The sequence below is a fragment of the Candidatus Kosakonia sp. 282A-S69 genome, from assembly GCF_029433855.1.
Classification (GTDB): Bacteria; Pseudomonadota; Gammaproteobacteria; order Enterobacterales; family Enterobacteriaceae; genus Kosakonia; species Kosakonia cowanii_A.
This window is the reverse complement of sequence record NZ_JAROAU010000003.1, coordinates 438,274-455,927: the sequence shown is the minus strand read 5'-3', so window position 1 is coordinate 455,927 and position 17,654 is coordinate 438,274. Positions and strand designations below refer to the sequence as shown.

Annotated in this window: 15 protein-coding genes; 4 read left to right on the top strand and 11 right to left on the bottom strand. The window is 57.4% G+C overall.

Annotated elements, in window-relative coordinates:
* Window positions 1-37 precede the first annotated feature (37 nt).
* The 9 genes from recC to rppH form a co-directional block, all read right to left on the bottom strand.
* Window positions 38-3,409, bottom strand: coding sequence for an exodeoxyribonuclease V subunit gamma (gene recC / locus PU683_RS07820; protein WP_277170948.1), 3,372 nt, complete (start codon window positions 3,407-3,409; stop codon window positions 38-40).
* Between the two features lie 12 nt (window positions 3,410-3,421).
* Window positions 3,422-3,745 carry a prepilin-type N-terminal cleavage/methylation domain-containing protein gene (locus tag PU683_RS07815; protein WP_277170947.1) on the bottom strand — a complete coding sequence of 108 codons (324 nt, stop codon included), beginning with the start codon at window positions 3,743-3,745 and terminating at the stop codon, window positions 3,422-3,424.
* Window positions 3,730-4,137, bottom strand: a complete 408-nt coding sequence (locus PU683_RS07810) for a DUF2509 family protein (protein WP_277170946.1) — start codon at window positions 4,135-4,137, stop codon at window positions 3,730-3,732. The genes PU683_RS07815 and PU683_RS07810 overlap by 16 nt, the downstream gene beginning before the upstream one ends.
* Window positions 4,134-4,697 carry a prepilin peptidase-dependent protein gene (locus PU683_RS07805; protein ID WP_277170945.1) on the bottom strand — a complete coding sequence of 188 codons (564 nt, stop codon included), beginning with the start codon at window positions 4,695-4,697 and terminating at the stop codon, window positions 4,134-4,136. The genes PU683_RS07810 and PU683_RS07805 overlap by 4 nt, the downstream gene beginning before the upstream one ends.
* Window positions 4,691-5,152 (bottom strand): prepilin peptidase-dependent protein, encoded by a 462-nt coding sequence (locus PU683_RS07800; protein WP_277170944.1) that lies wholly within the window; start codon window positions 5,150-5,152, stop codon window positions 4,691-4,693. The genes PU683_RS07805 and PU683_RS07800 overlap by 7 nt, the downstream gene beginning before the upstream one ends.
* 183 nt (window positions 5,153-5,335) lie before the next feature.
* Entirely contained in the window at window positions 5,336-6,130 is a 795-nt protein-coding gene (gene thyA / locus PU683_RS07795) for a thymidylate synthase (RefSeq protein WP_277170942.1), read from the bottom strand.
* Between the two features lie 6 nt (window positions 6,131-6,136).
* Entirely contained in the window at window positions 6,137-7,012 is an 876-nt protein-coding gene (gene lgt, locus PU683_RS07790) for a prolipoprotein diacylglyceryl transferase (RefSeq protein ID WP_277170940.1), read from the bottom strand.
* A 334-nt stretch (window positions 7,013-7,346) separates the two neighbouring features.
* The gene (gene ptsP, locus PU683_RS07785) at window positions 7,347-9,593 is read right to left on the bottom strand and encodes a phosphoenolpyruvate--protein phosphotransferase (RefSeq protein WP_277170939.1); all 2,247 of its coding nucleotides are present in this window, start codon (window positions 9,591-9,593) and stop codon (window positions 7,347-7,349) included.
* Between the two features lie 12 nt (window positions 9,594-9,605).
* Complete coding sequence (gene rppH / locus PU683_RS07780) at window positions 9,606-10,136, bottom strand: RNA pyrophosphohydrolase (protein ID WP_034813806.1); 531 nt, start codon at window positions 10,134-10,136, stop codon at window positions 9,606-9,608.
* A gap of 680 nt (window positions 10,137-10,816) precedes the next feature.
* Between rppH and mutH the strand changes: the two genes are divergently transcribed.
* From mutH to PU683_RS07760, 4 genes are all read left to right on the top strand, one after another.
* A complete protein-coding gene (mutH, locus tag PU683_RS07775; protein WP_277170938.1) occupies window positions 10,817-11,512 on the top strand; it encodes a DNA mismatch repair endonuclease MutH in 696 nt (231 codons plus the stop codon).
* 62 nt (window positions 11,513-11,574) lie between these two features.
* Entirely contained in the window at window positions 11,575-12,288 is a 714-nt protein-coding gene (locus tag PU683_RS07770) for a TerC family protein (RefSeq protein ID WP_277170937.1), read from the top strand.
* Between the two features lie 142 nt (window positions 12,289-12,430).
* Entirely contained in the window at window positions 12,431-12,649 is a 219-nt protein-coding gene (locus tag PU683_RS07765) for a YgdI/YgdR family lipoprotein (protein ID WP_023481134.1), read from the top strand.
* Between the two features lie 133 nt (window positions 12,650-12,782).
* Window positions 12,783-13,823 carry an NADP(H)-dependent aldo-keto reductase gene (locus tag PU683_RS07760; protein ID WP_277170936.1) on the top strand — a complete coding sequence of 347 codons (1,041 nt, stop codon included), beginning with the start codon at window positions 12,783-12,785 and terminating at the stop codon, window positions 13,821-13,823.
* Between the two features lie 3 nt (window positions 13,824-13,826).
* Here PU683_RS07760 and lplT read toward each other — a convergent pair whose 3' ends face one another.
* Together lplT and aas are read right to left on the bottom strand one after the other, a co-directional pair.
* Entirely contained in the window at window positions 13,827-15,038 is a 1,212-nt protein-coding gene (gene lplT, locus PU683_RS07755; RefSeq protein ID WP_277170935.1) for a lysophospholipid transporter LplT, read from the bottom strand.
* Entirely contained in the window at window positions 15,013-17,172 is a 2,160-nt protein-coding gene (gene aas / locus PU683_RS07750; protein ID WP_277170934.1) for a bifunctional acyl-ACP--phospholipid O-acyltransferase/long-chain-fatty-acid--ACP ligase, read from the bottom strand. Before aas ends, lplT begins: the two co-directional genes overlap by 26 nt.
* Window positions 17,173-17,654 lie beyond the last annotated feature (482 nt).

Below are 17,654 nucleotides of genomic sequence, written 5' to 3'. Positions count from 1 at the left end.
ATAAGGGATGGCTCCCCTCTGCGCAATTTTTATACCGTCAGGCGGGCTGATTGTGTCGATAAAGCGGTAACAGAAAACGTTGCGCCTGTGCGGTAATCTCCGCGAAGTACTCCGGCTCCAGGGTTCGCCACAGACGCTGATACCAGATATCGGCACCTTCACCGCTGACCACCATGTTGCCTTCATACGCCTGCAAAAATTTGCTCTGTGCTTTTTGCAACGTCTCGTCGTCCTTTACCATGGCATCATTTGCTGCGTCATAACAGGCCTTTATCCATGCGCCGCCGCTTTCGGGCAATAGCAGCAAGGGTTTCGCCATTCCTTCGCGGTAGCCTTCGATCATTAACGCCAGGTAGCGCAGCGCCTCTTCAGGCGGCAGCGGCGGGAAACGCCACTGACCATCTTTACGCACAAAGAGGCGGCTCTCTCCCGTTCCGCCACTGGCACAGTAGACAAGATGTTCCAGCCAAAGTTGCAGCCCCTGGGAGACCTTAAGCTGCGATGGACGCCAGCGCAGCAGCCCGTCCGGCTGCACGTGGGCCAGCCATCCGGTCAGGTGAACGCCCGCGCAGTGCAGGTCGATCTCGAGGCTGTCTGCCGGTTGGCGATGCTCAATAACGCGGCTGGCCAGCGCCTGCATCTCCTTACATTGCGTCTCCCAGACAATTTCACCAAACGCCCCGTACGGCAGCACACCCGCAGCCCGATAGCGGCGGAACAGTTTTTCCGCATCCTGCTCTTCAACCAGCGCATTCAGTAGCTCGTCGTTAAGCTGGTAGCGATCCAGGCCATCGAGAATAAAGGGCTCAGCGTCAGGAATATCGCTCTCTTCAGGGCGGAAATTCACCCGCAGACGCATCTGGAAGAAGGCGCGCACCGGGTGCGCCCAGAATCGTTGAAGCTGGTCGAAGGCCAGCGTCTCCAGCGCTGGTGTCTCCAGCGTCTGGATAAAGGGCAAATGCTCTTCACCCTGCAGGCTTGCGGCGGGCAGCCAGTCGCGGGCATAGCTCTGCCACTCATCCACCGTATAGTTAGCCGGGTCGAACGGCATGCGGGTGTGCAGATGGGTGATATGCGCCTTCACCCGCCGCTCGCTTTCATCGCAGTTAAGAGCCTCATCACCCGGCAGATGATGGCTCTGGCCGATATAGTCCACAAGCTCCTGCACCAGCACCGAAGGAAAACGCTCTTTGTTATCCTGGATCGAACGGCCTATATAGCTGATGTAGAGCTGCTGTTGAGCAGAGATGAGCGCCTCCAGGAAGAGGTAGCGGTCATCATCGCGGCGGCTACGATCGCCGCGCTGCGGTTTCTGGCTCATCAGATCAAAACCGAGCGGGGGAAGAGTACGCGGATAGATGCCGTCGTTCATCCCCAGCAGGCAAACTACCCTGAATGGGATCGAGCGCATCGGCATCAGCGTACAGATGTTGACCGGGCCGGCGAGGAAGCGCTGACTGATGCGCTCCTGATCGAGGCGCTGAGCCAGCTCATCACGCAGCAGAGAGATCGGAATCGCTTCGCCATAGCTTGCGCCAACGCCCTGGGCGATAATCGCCTGCCACTGCTGCTCGATCAGCGCCAGCGCGGCTTCGGTCTCCTGATCCGGCAGGAAGAAGTCATTAAGCATCTCACGGCAGACAGGTAGCCACTCCTCGAGTGGGCGCTCTTCGGCAAGACCCTGACGCCAGATATTGAGTTGCATCAGCAGAGAGGCCAGGTGCCCAACAAGCTCCGCAATCAAACCGCTCGACTCATCATAAGGAAGAATTGACTGCCACTCGCCCTGGCGGCTCTCCATGGCGTAGCCGAGCAGCATACGCGTCAGGCCAAACTGCCAGGTGTGCTGCCCGGTTGGCGGCAGTTCGAGCTCGCGCACGTTGTCATCATCCATCCCCCAGCGAATACCGGACTCGTTTACCCACAGGCGCAGGTAGCGCAGCCCCTCTTCGGTAATGTTGAAACGGGCCGCCAGCACCGGGACATCCAGCAGGGCGAGCACATCTTCCGAGACGAAGCGGCTGTCCGGCAGCGATAAGAGGCTGATAAAGGCTTGCAGCGCGGGGTGGGCCTGACGCGCACGGCGGTCGGATACCGCATAGGGAATGTAGCGTTCGCCGCTGGCGCTGCCGAACACCGCCTGAATATAGGGGCTGTAACTGTCGATATCCGCCACCATCACCACGATATCGCGCGGCGTCAGTTCCGGATCCTCCTCCAGCATCGCCAAAAGACGATCGTGCAGCACTTCCACCTCCCGCTGCGGGCTGTGGCAGATATGCACCGTGACGCTGCGATCCTCTGGATCGAGCGGACGCTTGTTATCGCTACGCGCAAACTCCTCTGCCGTAACACCGGCTACCGCACTGTTTTGCAGCTCAAGGATGTCGTATTTCAAATTTTGCAGAAGCGTTCCCGGCGTAATGTCGACAAAGGCATCCAGCTCTTCATAGCGTTCCATCCCCGCCAGCAAAAAGATGTTGTCGCGGCCCAGCTTGCCCCAGGAGGCCAGCAGCGGATTACCCACGTCCTGCTCCCCTTCGCCATTGAACAGACCTTCCGCGCTTTGCGTATCGCGGAAAAGAGGAAACTGGCGGTCATCCCGGTGATGGCGGCGGCGTCGGGTGACAAGCCGTGCGAGAAATGCCGGGTCTTTGATATCGCCCCAGTAGTAGCGACAGGGGTTAGTAAACAGCAGGTGGACATCAATATGTTTGCCGAGCGCCTGCAGGGCTTGCAGGTAGACAGGCGGCAGCGCGGAGATGCCGCAGATAAATACGCGGGCAGGCAGCCCGGCTGGTGGCGCTTTCGCCGATTCAAGCCGGGAGATAAAGCGCTGATAAAGGTTAGCGCGGTGCCAGTGGGGCTGACCTAACTCGCGGGTATGCTCAACCAACGCGCGCCAGAGCGGCGCCTGCCAGCGCTGCGCATCGTCCAGACCGTCGACCCGTTCACCCGCCTCCCATCGCGTCAGCCACTCCGGGCGATAAACCAGATACTGATCGTAAAGATCCGCCACGCGTGAGCAGAGCTGGAACAGCTTACGCTTGTCATCATCATCGTGGAGATAGTGATGCAGCATGGCAAAATCTTCATGCTCCAGCAGTGCAGGCAGCAGCGACATCAGCTTCCAGCTCATACTCTGTTTGTTGAACGCGCTCTCTTTGGGAATATCGTCCAGAACGGTAACGAACATCTCCCAGATAAAGCTCGCGGGTAGCGGAAAGGTGATATTGGCGGCGATACCAAATTTTTGTGCCAGGGTCATCTGCAGCCACTGCGCCATACCGGTGCTTTGCACCATGATTACTTCCGGCGCAAAGGGGTCGTCGAGCCTGTCATGCTCAACGATAAACTCCATCAGTGCTTCAAGCACATCCAGACGATTGGAGTGATAAACCCTTAACATACGTGCTCCTGACTACTGACTGTTTGGGCAAAAAAGTTGCGTCATTTTCCCCTGCCTGCCCTGTGGCGAGATAACGGTGACGTTGATGCTGACACATCCTTCTGTTGTTGTCTGCCCCCGCGAAACCTGCCAGCCCGAAGGGAGTGGTGTCGCGTTAGGTTGAGCCTGCTGCCACGCATAGCGCCAGAGCTGCCGCCACTGGCTGGTGGCTGAAAACCCGCTGGACAAGGCGCGATGATACCCGCCAAGAGCAGTGACCACCATTACCATCAACACTATGGCCAGCAGGACTTCCGTCAGACTAAAACCCCGCTCCCGACTCAGGGAAGTTGACATAATGCGCTCTCCGTAAGCGGGCAGAAATCGCTCCAGCCGTGTGGCGAGAAGCGAACCAGCTCACCCTCTACCCGCCCAAGCCGCCATAACGCGGCTTCTGCGCTGGCGACGATCAGCAGGGCTGAGCCGTCGGCGAAAATACGCAGGCAGCTTCGCACGCCCTCTGCTGCAGGCTGCAGGCACTGTAATGCAGGCTCTGACGGCCATCGCCTGTGGCGCGCTAACTCCATCGCCGATGAAACCTCTGCGGTGCTGAGTATTCCCTGCCTTTCACGATTGACCCGCCATATATGGCTGGTCAGCTGTTGGTTGAGACCGTTAAGCATCAGGCTACCCAGCAGCAGCAACAGAAGCACCAGTGCCAGGGAAGATACGCCAAGCTGCCGATTCACAGGTTATACCCGCTGACGGTTAGCTCGCCGCTCACCGTTTTCTCAGTTGCGCCCGGCAGGCTGGCGGTAAGCAGAATCGTGAGCTGTGGCGCAAAGCCTGCCATCTGGCGTTGAGTCACGCTAAAGCGCTCTACGCGCATCTGCGCCGGATCGGTGACTTTCTCCCATCCCCGCCCGGCGCAGGAGGTCGCGCCGCGTAGCGTTTCCAGTGCGCCATTTTGCAGGCGAAAGGCCGTTTGTTCCGCATCATTACTGGGTGCGCTCTCCCAATGACCGTTGCTGTTAGCATCCCACTGTGCAATGACGCACTCCCCTTTGGCGCTGATAAAAAGCGGCTGACCGCTACAGCTTCCGCGGCAGTAACCTGCGCGCTGCATGTGTTTAGCGACAGCCCGCAGCCGCTGCCAGAGGTCATCTTCGATGGTCTGCAGCCGGGTGTGTTGCATAAGGGCAGTCTGTAGACCGGGCAGAAAGCGGGCGGAAGCAAGCAGCAGCACGCTACCGATGGCCATCGCCAGCAGCGTCTCCAGCAAGGAAAAGCCGCGCTGACCTTTTAACATACACTCCCTCCCCCAGGCTGACACATTCTGATCCTTCCCCATGCGGAGACCACCACTCGCCACTCCCCGGCACTGTTGCGCAGGCGGATATGCCCCGGCCAGGCGGTATTGCGTAAACCATAAAAGCCGAGCGACGGCGTAACATCAGCCAGCGCGACATCCGGCCAGGCCGGGTGCATCGTTAACGCCTGCTCTGCTGAGCAACGTGCCGCCGGTATATTCAGCAAACACCACCGCTCCCCTTCCCGCACGCTGTAAACAACCTGCGATTGGTTATGCCAGTTGGCCTCTTCCCGCAAGCGCTCAAGGAAATGGCGCGCCTGCAGCGCGGTTTGCCACAGCCGCTGCTGCGCTTGCCAGCTCTGCCAGCCGGAAATCCCCGCTGCACTGAGGATGGCGATCAGCGCCACGGCAACGAGGGTTTCAATCAGCGTAAAACCATCTTCTTTTTTCATGGCGGCAGTCTGTCGCCGGGAGAGATATTCGTCGAGGGAGAAAACGCAGGTTTACGAGACGTTACGCAAGGAAAAGCAGCGGTTGCAGCGGGTTACATCGAGGCTGGAAGCTGCGCCGAAAAAGCGGTTTGTAGGCAAAAAAACCGGCACGTTAGCGCGCCGGTTGTGTCAGGCTGAGCGAGGTCAGATAGCGACCGGCGCTTTGATCGCAGGGTGCGGATCGTAGCCTTCAATCTCGAAGTCTTCGAAACGGTAATCAAACAGCGACGCGGGTTTACGCTTGATCACCAGTTTCGGTAACGCACGCGGTTCACGGCTCAGCTGCAAGCGCGCCTGCTCGAGATGGTTGCTGTAGAGGTGCGTATCGCCACCGGTCCAGACAAAGTCACCCGGCTCAAGATCGCACTGCTGCGCCATCATGTGTACCAGCAACGCGTAGCTGGCGATATTGAACGGCAGGCCGAGGAAGACGTCGCACGAACGCTGGTAGAGCTGGCAAGAGAGCTTGCCATCTGCCACATAGAACTGGAAGAAAGCGTGGCACGGGGCCAGCGCCATTTTGTCCAGTTCACCGACGTTCCACGCCGAGACGATAATGCGGCGCGAGTCCGGATCGTTTTTCAACTGCTCAATGACCGTTGAAATCTGATCGATATGGCGGCCATCCGGCGTCGGCCAGGCGCGCCACTGTTTGCCGTAAACCGGGCCCAGGTCACCCTTTTCGTCGGCCCACTCGTCCCAGATGGAGACCTTGTTCTCACGCAGGTAGCCAATGTTGGTATCGCCCTGCAGGAACCACAGCAGCTCATGAATAATTGAACGCAAATGGCAGCGCTTGGTGGTCACCAGCGGGAAGCCGTCCTGCAGATTAAAACGCATCTGATGGCCAAAAATAGACAGCGTGCCTGTCCCGGTGCGGTCATTTTTCGGGGTGCCTTCGTTAAGCACCTTTTGCATCAACTCTAAATACTGTTTCATGGTTCCTCAGGAAACGTGTTGCGGCGAACGATGGCGGTACGCCCAGATCATCATGATGGCGCCAGCAATAATCATCGGGATGGAGAGGATCTGCCCCATGCTGATGTACTGCACCCACTCGCCGGTAAACTGCGCGTCGGGCTGGCGGAAAAACTCAACGATGATACGGAACGCGCCGTAGCCAATCAGGAACAGGCCGGAGACCGCGCCGGTCGGGCGAGGTTTACGAATAAAGAGATTCAGGATGATAAACAGCACCACGCCTTCCAGCGCCAGCTCGTAGAGCTGGGACATGTGGCGTGGCAGCACGCCGTAGGTATCAAAAATTGACTGCCACTCCGGATGAGAAGGCAGCAGCGCCATATCTTCCGCGCGCGAGCCAGGGAATAGCATGGTGTATTTAAAAGAGGGATCGACACGGCCCCAGAGCTCGCCGTTAATAAAGTTCCCCAGGCGACCCGCGCCGAGGCCAAACGGGATCAGTGGCGCGATAAAGTCGGCGACCTGGAAAAAGCTGCGTTTGGTGCGTTTAGCGAAGATGATCATCACCACGATCACGCCGATTAAGCCGCCGTGGAAAGACATGCCGCCGTCCCATACGCGGAAGAGATAGAGCGGATCATCGAGGAAGAGCGGGAAATTGTAGAACAGCACGTAGCCGAGACGACCACCGAGGAACACGCCGAGGAAGCCTGCGTAGAGCAGGTTTTCAACTTCGTTTTTCGTCCAGCCGCTGCCAGGGCGATTAGCCCGGCGGGTAGCCAGCCACATAGCAAAAACAAAACCGACCAGATACATCAGACCGTACCAGTGCAGGGAGACGGGTCCGATGGAGAAAATCACCGGATCAAAATCCGGAAAATGCAGATAGCCACTGTTCATCTGTCACCACAACTTGTTGTTATTCCGCCGAAAGTGGACAGCGGTATACCGACGCGGTCGCACCTGGCGGCCGCTCCAAAGCTGCGAATCATAGCATAAGGCACAAGGCAGGTTGCCGCTATGTTGTAAAAGTTATGTATAAACGAAACGGTACAGGCGGAGACTCTGTGCCGGACGCTTGCCGGATGGCACTGGCGCTTATCCGGATCACAGACAGGCCCTTACCCCTCCGACAACAGAGATCTGCCATGGCAGGCCTGATAAGGCGAAGCTGCCATCAGGCAGAGCGCCTGCAGAGCCTAAAGGGGGCAGTGCGGGTTAAATAAGCTGCTGCTTAAATCCCGCCACGGATCAGCCCGCCGAGGCCGCGCCGCTCCATAAAAGCGGCAATCTGGTGGCGCACTTCGGTTGTCAGCTGAGCCTCCAACGCACGCTGCGCCAGCACCTGCGCTTCTTCGCAATCAATGCGGCGCAGCAGATATTTGATACGCGCCACGGAGCGACCATTCATTGACAGATGCCGGTAGCCCATACCAATCAGCAGCGCGACGCACATCGGATCGCCGGCCATTTCGCCACACAAACAGAGATCGATCCCCAGCCGTTCAGCTTCGCCTGCAATCATCGCCAGCGCGCGTAACACCGCCGGATGCAGGCTGTCATACATATTCGCCACGCGAGTATTGTTACGATCGACGGCAAGAATGTACTGAGTTAAGTCATTGGTGCCGACAGAGATAAAATCGACGCGTTTGACCAGGTGCGACAGCATAAACACCATCGACGGCACTTCCAGCATCACGCCGATGCGCGGTTTTGGGATCGCATAACCGATCATCTCTTCCACTTCCCGCCCGGCACGCTCTATCAACCTGCGTGCCTCATCCACCTCATCAATACTGGTGATCATCGGCAGCAGGATGCTGAGGTTGCCGGTCGCGGCGTTTGCCCGCAGCATGGCGCGCACCTGGATCAGAAAGATCTCCGGCTGATCCAGAGTAATACGAATGCCGCGCCAGCCAAGACAGGGGTTCTCTTCGCTTATCGGCATGTAGGGCAGCTGTTTATCGGCACCGACATCCAGCGTACGCAGCGTTACCGGCTTGTCGTTGAACATCTGCAACATGCCCTGATACTGCGCAACCTGCTCCTCTTCGGAGGGGAAGCCGCTTTGCAACATAAAGGGAATTTCGGTGCGGTAGAGCCCAATGCCGTCGATTCGCTTGCCCAGCTTCTCTTCGTGAGCGGGGCTTAAACCGGCGTTGAGCATCACTTTGACCCGCTCGCCGCTGCTTAAGCGGGCTTCAAGGTTAACGTCATCTTCGGCAAGACGGCTTAACTCATTCTCTTCCGTAATAAGACGCTGGTACTCCTGCAACAGTACCGGCTCAGGATCGACCAGCAGTTCGCCGCGATAACCATCGACGATCAGCGTCCGCCGATGGAGGGCTGAAGGCTGAATATCGGCCCCCATAACCGTAGGAATTCCCAGCGCTCGCACCATAATTGCGGCATGGGAGTTGGAGGCGCCGTCGCGCACCACCACGCCCGCCAGCCTGTCATGTGGTAACTCGGCAAGGGTTGTTGCGGAGAGTTCGTCTGCCACCAGCACGAAGCGCTCAGGCCAGCTATTTGGCCCCTGAATATTGTCATCAAGATGGAACAGCAGACGCTGGCCGAGGGCACGCAGGTCGCCCGCGCGCTCTTTCAGGTAGCCATCGCTGAGGGCAGCGAACTGCGCAGCGAAGCTCTCAATAACCGTTTTCACCGCCCATTCGGCGACCACGCCGCGGTCAACCTCCTCAAACAGCTCGCGGCGAAGACGCGCGTCGGAGAGCAGGTGCGAATAGAGATCGAAGATCGCCGCCGTCTCTTTTTGCGCCCCGGCAGAGAAGCGTTTGCTGTAGCGACGGAACTCATTTGCCGCCTCTTCCAGCGCGGTGGTTAACCTTTCCCGCTCAAGGGAGGTATCCAGCGTTGAGGCCGGATAGACCTGCTCCATCAACGGCAGCGTTTGATCCATCCACCCTTCGGCAATCGCCACGCCGGACGATGCTGGCAGCGCACGGATACGGGTCTGGCGATACTGACCGAACAGGGCGTTTAACTGCGACTGGGAGAGAATGCCCGCCATCTGGGTGGCGAGGGTGACAAGGAAGGACTCTTCGCTCTCATCGTACTGGCGAATTTCGCGCTGCTGCACCACCAGCACCCCAAGCAGTTGGCGACGCTGAATAATCGGCACGCCGAGAAAGGCGCGAAACCGCTCCTCTTTCACCGAGGGGATAAATTTAAAGCTGGGGTGCTTTTGCGCGTCGGCAAGGTTGATAGGCTCCGCCAGCCTGCCTACCAGGCCGACGATACCTTGATCGAATGCGAGCGTAACAGTGCGGCCGCGCGGCTTTTTCAAACCGCGCGTCGCCATAAGATAGAAACAGCGCCTGTCGTGATCTGCGAGATAGACCGAACATACTTCGGTTTCCATCGCCAGACAAACGTCGGTAACCAGTATCTCCAGCGCTTCGTTAAGACGTGGCGCGCTGGCAACTTTCTCAACAATCTCTCGCAGTCGGGTGAGCATAATGTGGGTGGCTTAACCTCGTTTCCGTCGCCAGGCAGGCGCGCTTTGCGGCTTCACAGGAGTCTCCTGAAGCGCCAGCACCGCGGCTGCAAACTCTTTCATCACCCGCCGGTAAACGTCGCGTTTAAACGACACAACCTGGCGAACAGGATACCAGTAGCTCACCCAACGCCAGCCATCAAACTCGGGTGTACTGCTGGTTTGCATATTGATATCGCTGTCGTTGCTCATCAACTGCAAAAGAAACCATTTCTGTTTCTGGCCGATGCAAACCGGCTTTGTGTCCCAACGCACCAAACGTTTCGGTAACTTGTAACGCAACCAGTTACGGGTAGAAGCAAGGATACGAACATCTTTACGACTTAAGCCCACTTCCTCGAACAGCTCCCGGTACATGGCCTGCTCCGGGGATTCTCCAGGATTGATTCCCCCCTGGGGAAACTGCCATGAGTGCTGTCCGAAGCGTTTGGCCCACATGACCTGACCCTGTCGATTACAGATTACGATTCCCACATTTGGGCGGTAGCCATCGTCATCAATCACCGGACTACCTCAAAATAAACCTGAATAAAGCGATTGTTTCACACTCCCGGAAAACGGTAAACCACTCTATGACAGCGAGATAAACGAATAACAATTGAATAACTCACAGTAATCATCACACTTATAAACAGCCGTGACCAACAGCAAGGGGTTTTATTCACCTTTTCTGTGGATAGAGTTGTGAAGAAGTATGGAATTACCGAGGGAAAACCCAGAGTAGTCTGAATAAGAGCTTAAGATGCGCAAAAAATTACTCTCCGTAATTCATTGCCTTAGTGCATCAAACGCCCCGTCACGCTGCCATTTTGTGATAGCTATCACAATTAGGATCCTGGTGTTGATGAAAGATCGAACAGAGCCGAGCTTATCCACAGATTATGCCCCTTAGTTAGGCACATTTTGTGCAAAAATTCGATTTTGCTCTCGCGTCAAGGCTGTAAATGGAAACAGTAGTACCGGTTATTCCCACTTATCCCACTTTTCTGTGGATAACAGGGTGTAAGATCCTGTTCATTGTCAGTGACCAGATTTGGAAAACATTGCGCCCTGTTGCGCAACACGCCAATCACGCGGGTAAATTAGCTTATAAATCATTGCATTGCTCTTTTTTGGCGGAACACGATAAACTTCTGCCGTGCGGTGGAAAACTGCTGTATATTTTTTAACCAGAAGGTTTTAGCATGTGTGTAATCACCCCTCTCACCGCTCCGCCGGAAACCGAAGCGCAGCTGCTGGCACAGGCGCAGCGGCTGGCAGGCTATACGTTAGGCGAGCTGGCTGAACTCGCCGGAATGCCGACGCCGCGCGATCTGAAGCGCGATAAAGGGTGGATCGGTGTTCTGCTGGAGCACTGGCTGGGTGCGAGCGCGGGCAGCAAACCAGAACAGGATTTCGCAGCGCTGGGCGTGGAGCTAAAAACCATCCCGATCGATGCGCAAGGCGGTCCGCTGGAAACCACCTTTGTCTGCGTCGCGCCGCTGACGGGCAACACGGGCGTGGTGTGGGAAACCAGCCATGTTCGCCATAAACTTAAACGCGTCCTGTGGGTGCCTGTCGAGGGCTCGCGCACCATTCCACTTGCTGAACGGCGCGTAGGGTCGCCGCTGCTCTGGAGCCCGGATGCCGATGAGGAGCAACAGCTGCGCCAGGACTGGGAAGAGTTAATGGATCTGATCGTGCTCGGCCAGGTGACACGCATCACCGCCCGCCATGGCGAAGTGCTGCAACTGCGCCCGAAGGCGGCCAACAGTAAAGCGTTAACCGAAGCCATCGGCGAACATGGCGAGCCGATTCTGACGCTGCCGCGCGGTTTTTATCTGAAAAAGAACTTTACGCGTGCGCTGCTTGCGCGCCATTTCGCGTTATCGCCCTATTAAATTTTGCCAGAAAGCTGTCGGCGCTTATAATTAGCGCTTCTTTTTTTGGCAGGACTTTATCGATGTTATTTGCATGGATCACCGATCCCAACGCCTGGCTCGCGCTCGGTACGCTGACGCTGCTGGAGATCGTTCTTGGGATCGACAATATTATTTTCCTCTCTCTGGTTGTCGCAAAACTTCCCACCGCCCAACGTAACCACGCCCGCAGGCTGGGGCTGGCGGGGGCGATGATTATGCGTCTGTTGCTGCTGGCCTCGATCGCGTGGGTCATTAAACTGACTCATCCGCTGTTTAACGTCTTCGATCATGACGTTTCTGCCCGCGATCTGATCCTCTTCCTCGGCGGTCTGTTCCTGATCTGGAAGGCGAGCAAAGAGATCCATGAGTCGATCGAAGGCGAAGAGGAGGGGCTGAAAACCAACGTTCACTCCTTCTTTGGCGCAATCGTGCAGATCATGCTGCTGGATATTATCTTCAGCCTCGACTCGGTGATCACCGCCGTCGGTCTCTCCGATCATCTGTTCATTATGATGGCTGCGGTAGTGATTGCCGTTGGGGTGATGATGTTCGCCGCGCGCCCGATCGGTGAATTTGTCGATCGCCACCCCTCCGTCAAGATGTTGGCGCTGTCGTTTTTGATCCTGGTCGGCTTTACGCTGATTCTGGAGAGCGTCTCCATTCATGTGCCGAAAGGCTACATCTACTTCGCGATGTTCTTCTCCATCGCCGTTGAGTCGCTCAACCTGCTGCGCAACAAGAAGAACCCGCTGTAAACCACGCGCCTTCCCCTGCGGGAAGGCGTTTTTTTATGCGTTTCCCCCCTCACTGCACACTTTCAGACAATCCTGCTTTTTCATCACCTAAGGGCACGTTATTACTACACTTCTGTGAGGATAAGCCGAGAGGATAGGAACGATGAAGAAGTGGGCAGTCATTATTTCCGCGGTCGGGCTGGCATGCGCGGTCAGCGGTTGCAGCAGTGACTACGTGATGTCGACCAAAGACGGCAGAATGATTCTGACGGACGGTAAGCCGCAGATTGATGATGACACCGGTCTGGTGAGCTATCACGATCAGCAGGGCAACAAAATGCAGATTAACCGCGATGATGTATCCCAGATTATTGAGCGCTAAGAAATCCCTATAAAGGTCAGTAACCTGCTGGCCTTTAATCCATTTTTTCCTTTCCCTTTTGCTTCCCCTCTGCCATGTTTATAGTCCTTTGTCAGCTCCGCTGACGTGGCATGTTTGTTTAAGGAAGCCGGCTATGCACTATCACCGTATCCCCCACAGTTCGCTTGAAATAAGCACCCTCGGGCTGGGCACAATGACGTTTGGTGAACAAAACAGCGAAGCCGACGCCCATGCACAGCTCGATTATGCGGTCAGCCAGGGCATTAACCTGATTGATGTCGCAGAGATGTACCCTGTCCCACCGCGCCCGGAAACCCAGGGCCTGACGGAAACCTACGTCGGCAACTGGCTGGCGAAGCGCAACAACCGCGAAAAACTCCTTATCGCCTCGAAAGTGAGTGGCCCGAGCCGCAACAGCGATAGCGGCATCCGCCCAAACCAGGCACTCGATCGCAAAAATATCCGCGCCGCGCTTGATGAGAGCCTCAAGCGTCTGCAGACCGATTATCTCGACCTATACCAGGTTCACTGGCCGCAGCGACAGACCAACTGCTTTGGCAAGCTGGGCTACAGCTGGGTTGAGAGCGCGCCGGTAATCACCTTACTGGAAACGCTGGAAGCCCTTACCGAGTGCCAGCGCGCCGGTAAGATCCGCTATATCGGCGTCTCCAACGAAACGGCGTTCGGCGTGATGCGTTACCTGCAACTGGCGGAGAAGCATGAACTGCCGCGCATTGTGACCATCCAGAATCCCTACAGTTTGCTGAACCGCAGCTTCGAGGTGGGTCTGGCGGAGGTGAGCCAGTATGAGGGGGTTGAACTGCTGGCCTACTCCTGCCTGGCGTTTGGTACGCTGACTGGCAAATACCTGAACGGCGCGAAACCGGCCGGCGCGCGCAACACGCTGTTCAGCCGTTTTACCCGTTACAGCGGCGAGCAGTCGCAGAAAGCGGTAGCGGCCTATGTCGACATTGCGAAACGGCACAATCTCGATCCGGCGCAGATGGCGCTGGCCTTCGTTCGCCGTCAGCCCTTCGTCGCCAGCACCCTGCTGGGCGCGACGACGATGGAGCAGCTGAAAACCAACGTTGAGAGCCTGCATCTGGATTTGAGCGATGAGGTGATTGCGGAGATCGAGGCGGTGCATCAGATCTACACCTACCCCGCCCCGTAAAACTTACCGGCGGCGCTGCCAGATCCACAGCGCCGCAATTGCCAGCGCAAACAGCACTCCAAAACCAATACCGGTGCCGACCACCGGCACGCCCACTTTGATTGCCAGCGAGTAGAGTCCCAGCATCAGCAGCATGGCGGTGTTTTCACCGAGGTTCTGCACGGCAATGGCGTTACCCGCACCAACGGACTCTTTCCCAATCGCCTGCAACAGCGCGTTAAGCGGCACCACGAAGAAGCCACCGAGCACGCCAATCAGCATCAGCACGCCATAAGCAGGCAGCAAGGCATGCTGTAGCGAGAAGATCACCACCGCAATACCAATCAATACGCCGGCCGGCATACAGCGCGAGACCTTCTCGAGCGTGACCAGCTTCGCTGCCAGCCCGGCACCCACCACAATGCCGACAGCCACCATCGCATTGAGGTAGGTTGGCGTGGCGTTATCCGTCAGGCCGAGCGCCACCGGCACCCACAGCACCAGCAGGAAACGCAGCGTCACGCCCGCGCCCCAGAAGAGGCTGGTTCCCACCAAAGAGAAGCGGGTTTCCCCGTTCTGCCACAGGCTCTTACAGGCGCTGAAAAAGCTGGCGGTCATTGGTGCAAAGCGCCATGAGCGCCCTGGGCGCGCGGCAGGCAGTTTCGGGATAAGCAGGTTAGCTACCACCGCCCCGGCGTAGACCAGCGCGCAGACGCCAACCGCCGCCAGCACATGCCAGTCGGCCAGCACGCCACCCGCCACCGAGCCAATCAGGATCGCAGCAATGGTCGACGACTCCATCAGGCCATTCGCTTTCACCAGCTTATCGCCGGTGGTGATCTCGCCGAGGATGCCATACTTCGCCGGGGAGTAGGCCGCTGCGCCAATGCCCACCAGCAGGTAGCCGACAAAGGGGTTCACCCCCACGCAAATGCTCGCCGCGCCCAGCAGTTTGAGGGCGTTAGCAACCATCATTACACGCCCTTTGGCAAAGCTGTCGGCCACCTGGCCGACAAACGGGGCAAAAAGAATGTAAGCGCCCACAAACACCATCTGCAGTATGGGCTGGCTCCAGTCAGGGTAAAACTCCGCTTTCAACAGCGCCAGCGTGGCAAAGAGCAGTGCATTGTCGCCAAACGCCGAGAGAAACTGGGCGGCAATCACCGCCATCATTCCCCGCGATAAGAGCGGAGAGTTAGCGCTTACTGACTCATGCGTGTTCGGTTTCTGCCTCATCCACCACTCCTTTCAGGGTCACGAAATCGGGCTTGCCGCTGCCCAGCACCGGCAGCTGTTTCAGGAAACGGATATCACGCGGCACAGCCAGCTCAGGTATGCCCTGCGCGCGCGCCTGCTGTTGCAGCTTGTCGCGCGTCAGTTCGCTGTCAGTAGTAAACATCACCAGCGCCTCGCCTTTGCTGGCGTCGCTTTTCACCACGGTAGCGTGCATTTTCTCCGGCGAAACGGCCTGCGCCAGCTGCTCAACCATCTCCAGCGAGATCATCTCGCCTGCGATCTTGGCGAAGCGTTTTGCGCGCCCCTGGATCTGCACAAAGCCCTGCTCGTCGAAGCGCACGATATCGCCGGTGTCATACCAGCCCGGCTCCATCTCGCCATTGATGTTTTCCGCCATGGGCGCTTCCAGCACGCCGGGGTTTTCCACCCGCAGATAGCCGGTCATCACGTTTGGCCCTTTCAACTGCAGGCGTCCGCCCTCTTCAATACCCGGTACCGCCATTAAACGCGCGTCCATGCCCGGCAGGATGCGCCCGACCGTGCCCGGTTTTGCCGCCATCGGGACGTTGATGGAGACCACCGGCGCGCATTCGGTCACGCCGTAACCTTCAAGGATGCGCAGGCCAAACTTGTCCTGCCAAATCTGGCGGGTGCTCTCCTGCAGTTTCTCCGCCCCAGCGACCACATAGCGCAGGCGGTAAAAATCATACGGGTTGGCGAAACGGGCATAGTGCCCCAGGAAGGTCGAGGTGCCAAACAGCACCGTGCAGTTACGGTCATAGACCAGCTCCGGCACAATGCGGTAATGCAGCGGGCTCGGGTAGAGGAAGACCTGCGCGCCGGTAAATAGCGGCGTAAGCAGACCAACCGTCAGGCCGAAGGAGTGGAAAAGCGGTAGCGCCGACATAAAGCGGTCGTTGGCAGTAAAATCGGCAATCGTGCGGATCTGCTCAACGTTCGCCAGCAGGCTCTTATGGCTGTGCACCACCCCTTTCGGGTTGCCCTCAGAGCCGGAGGTAAAGAGGATCAGCGCCGGATCTTCCGGTTTCTGCTCCACCTGCGCGCGGTGCGGCATCAGCAGATGGCGGAAAATCCACAGCTTATCTTCAAAGGTGACATCCCCTTTCAAATCTTCGAGATAGACCCAGCGCACCTGGGTAAGCTGCTCCGGCAGATGCCACAGCTTGCCCTTATCCATAAAGGTGCGGGAGGTAAAGATGGTCTTGATTTGTGCCGCGGTAATCGCGCTGCTCATTCCCTTCACCCCGGCGGTGTAGTTCATCATCGCCGGAATGCGCCCGCGGGCGATGGCACCAAAGATCACCGCCGCGCTGATACCGGCGTTGGGCAGCATCAGGCCGATTTTCTCACCCTGCGCGCTGTATTTATCGAGGATGCGCGCCACAAAAAGGGTTTTGGTCAGCAGCTTGCGGTAGCTGTCCGGCGTGAAGTTGATATCTTCCACGCAGGGTTTGCTGGCACCATAGCGGTACTGCGCGCTGAGCAAGGCTTCGAACAGCGTTTCACGTGGGCGCACCGCCATACGAGCTTCCATCATAATCTGGTGCAGCATTTCGCCCGCAATCTTGCGGCGGTCACGCGCGCGCGGCGCGTCCGGCATCGGCAGCTGTGTCGGCGGCAGAATATGCAGGGTAATGCGCGGGAAGAGGCGCTGTTTAACCAGCCCTTTCAGGCGGCTGAAGAAGGTCAGCTCCGCGCCGTCAATACGCAGCGGGATCACCGTCGCGCCGGATTTCGCGGCGACAAAACCGGCCCCTTCATAAATCTTCATCAGCGAGCCGGACACGGAGATGCGCCCTTCCGGGAAGATCACCACCGGGCGTCCCTCGCCAATCAGGCGAACCAGATGTTTAACCGACATGGGCTTGGTCGGGTCGAGAGGCACAAAATCGATGATTTTGCTGACCCAGCGCATATACCACTGCTCGCTGATCGAGGTGTAGACCGCAAAGACCGGGCGCACGGGGAGAAACAGCGCCAGTAAGATGCCATCAATGAATGAGACATGATTAGGGGTGATCAATACCCGATCGCCGTTTAAAGGCGCGGTATTGCCGGTCAGCTGTACACGGAACAAGACGCGAAACAGGCCGCGAAAAAAGCCCAGTAGCATTTCAACTCCTTTTGCCAGTCATTGAGGCATGTGATTCAGAGTCTGGAAGATTACATGAGAAGTGCGGAGGGATAAAACGCAGGCAAAAAAAAACCTGCGCGTCCGCGCAGGTTGGTGCAATCAATAAGTACGAAAAGCGTACTGAATTAATCACCAATCAATACCTCTGGGACGTTGATTGTCACCTGCGCCTGGGGGCGCTGCCAGCGGGAAAAAGCAAGAGAATGAGCCGAAGTGAAACGAGGTGTGTCGATTAGCGATTACTGTTACACGGCAGGATAAAAAAAAACCTGCGCATCTGCGCAGGTCGGTGTAAGTCGAGTGTGCAACGTAGCGTTGCGCTCACCTATCAATACCTCTGGGATGAACAGAGTCGCACGCTCAGGCCGCCAACAACCAGCGGTCAATCGAAACAGGCTTTCGCAAAGTGTAAGTAAAGGTTCTCGGTGTGTGCATTTGCAACGCCGCGCATGTAACGTTTT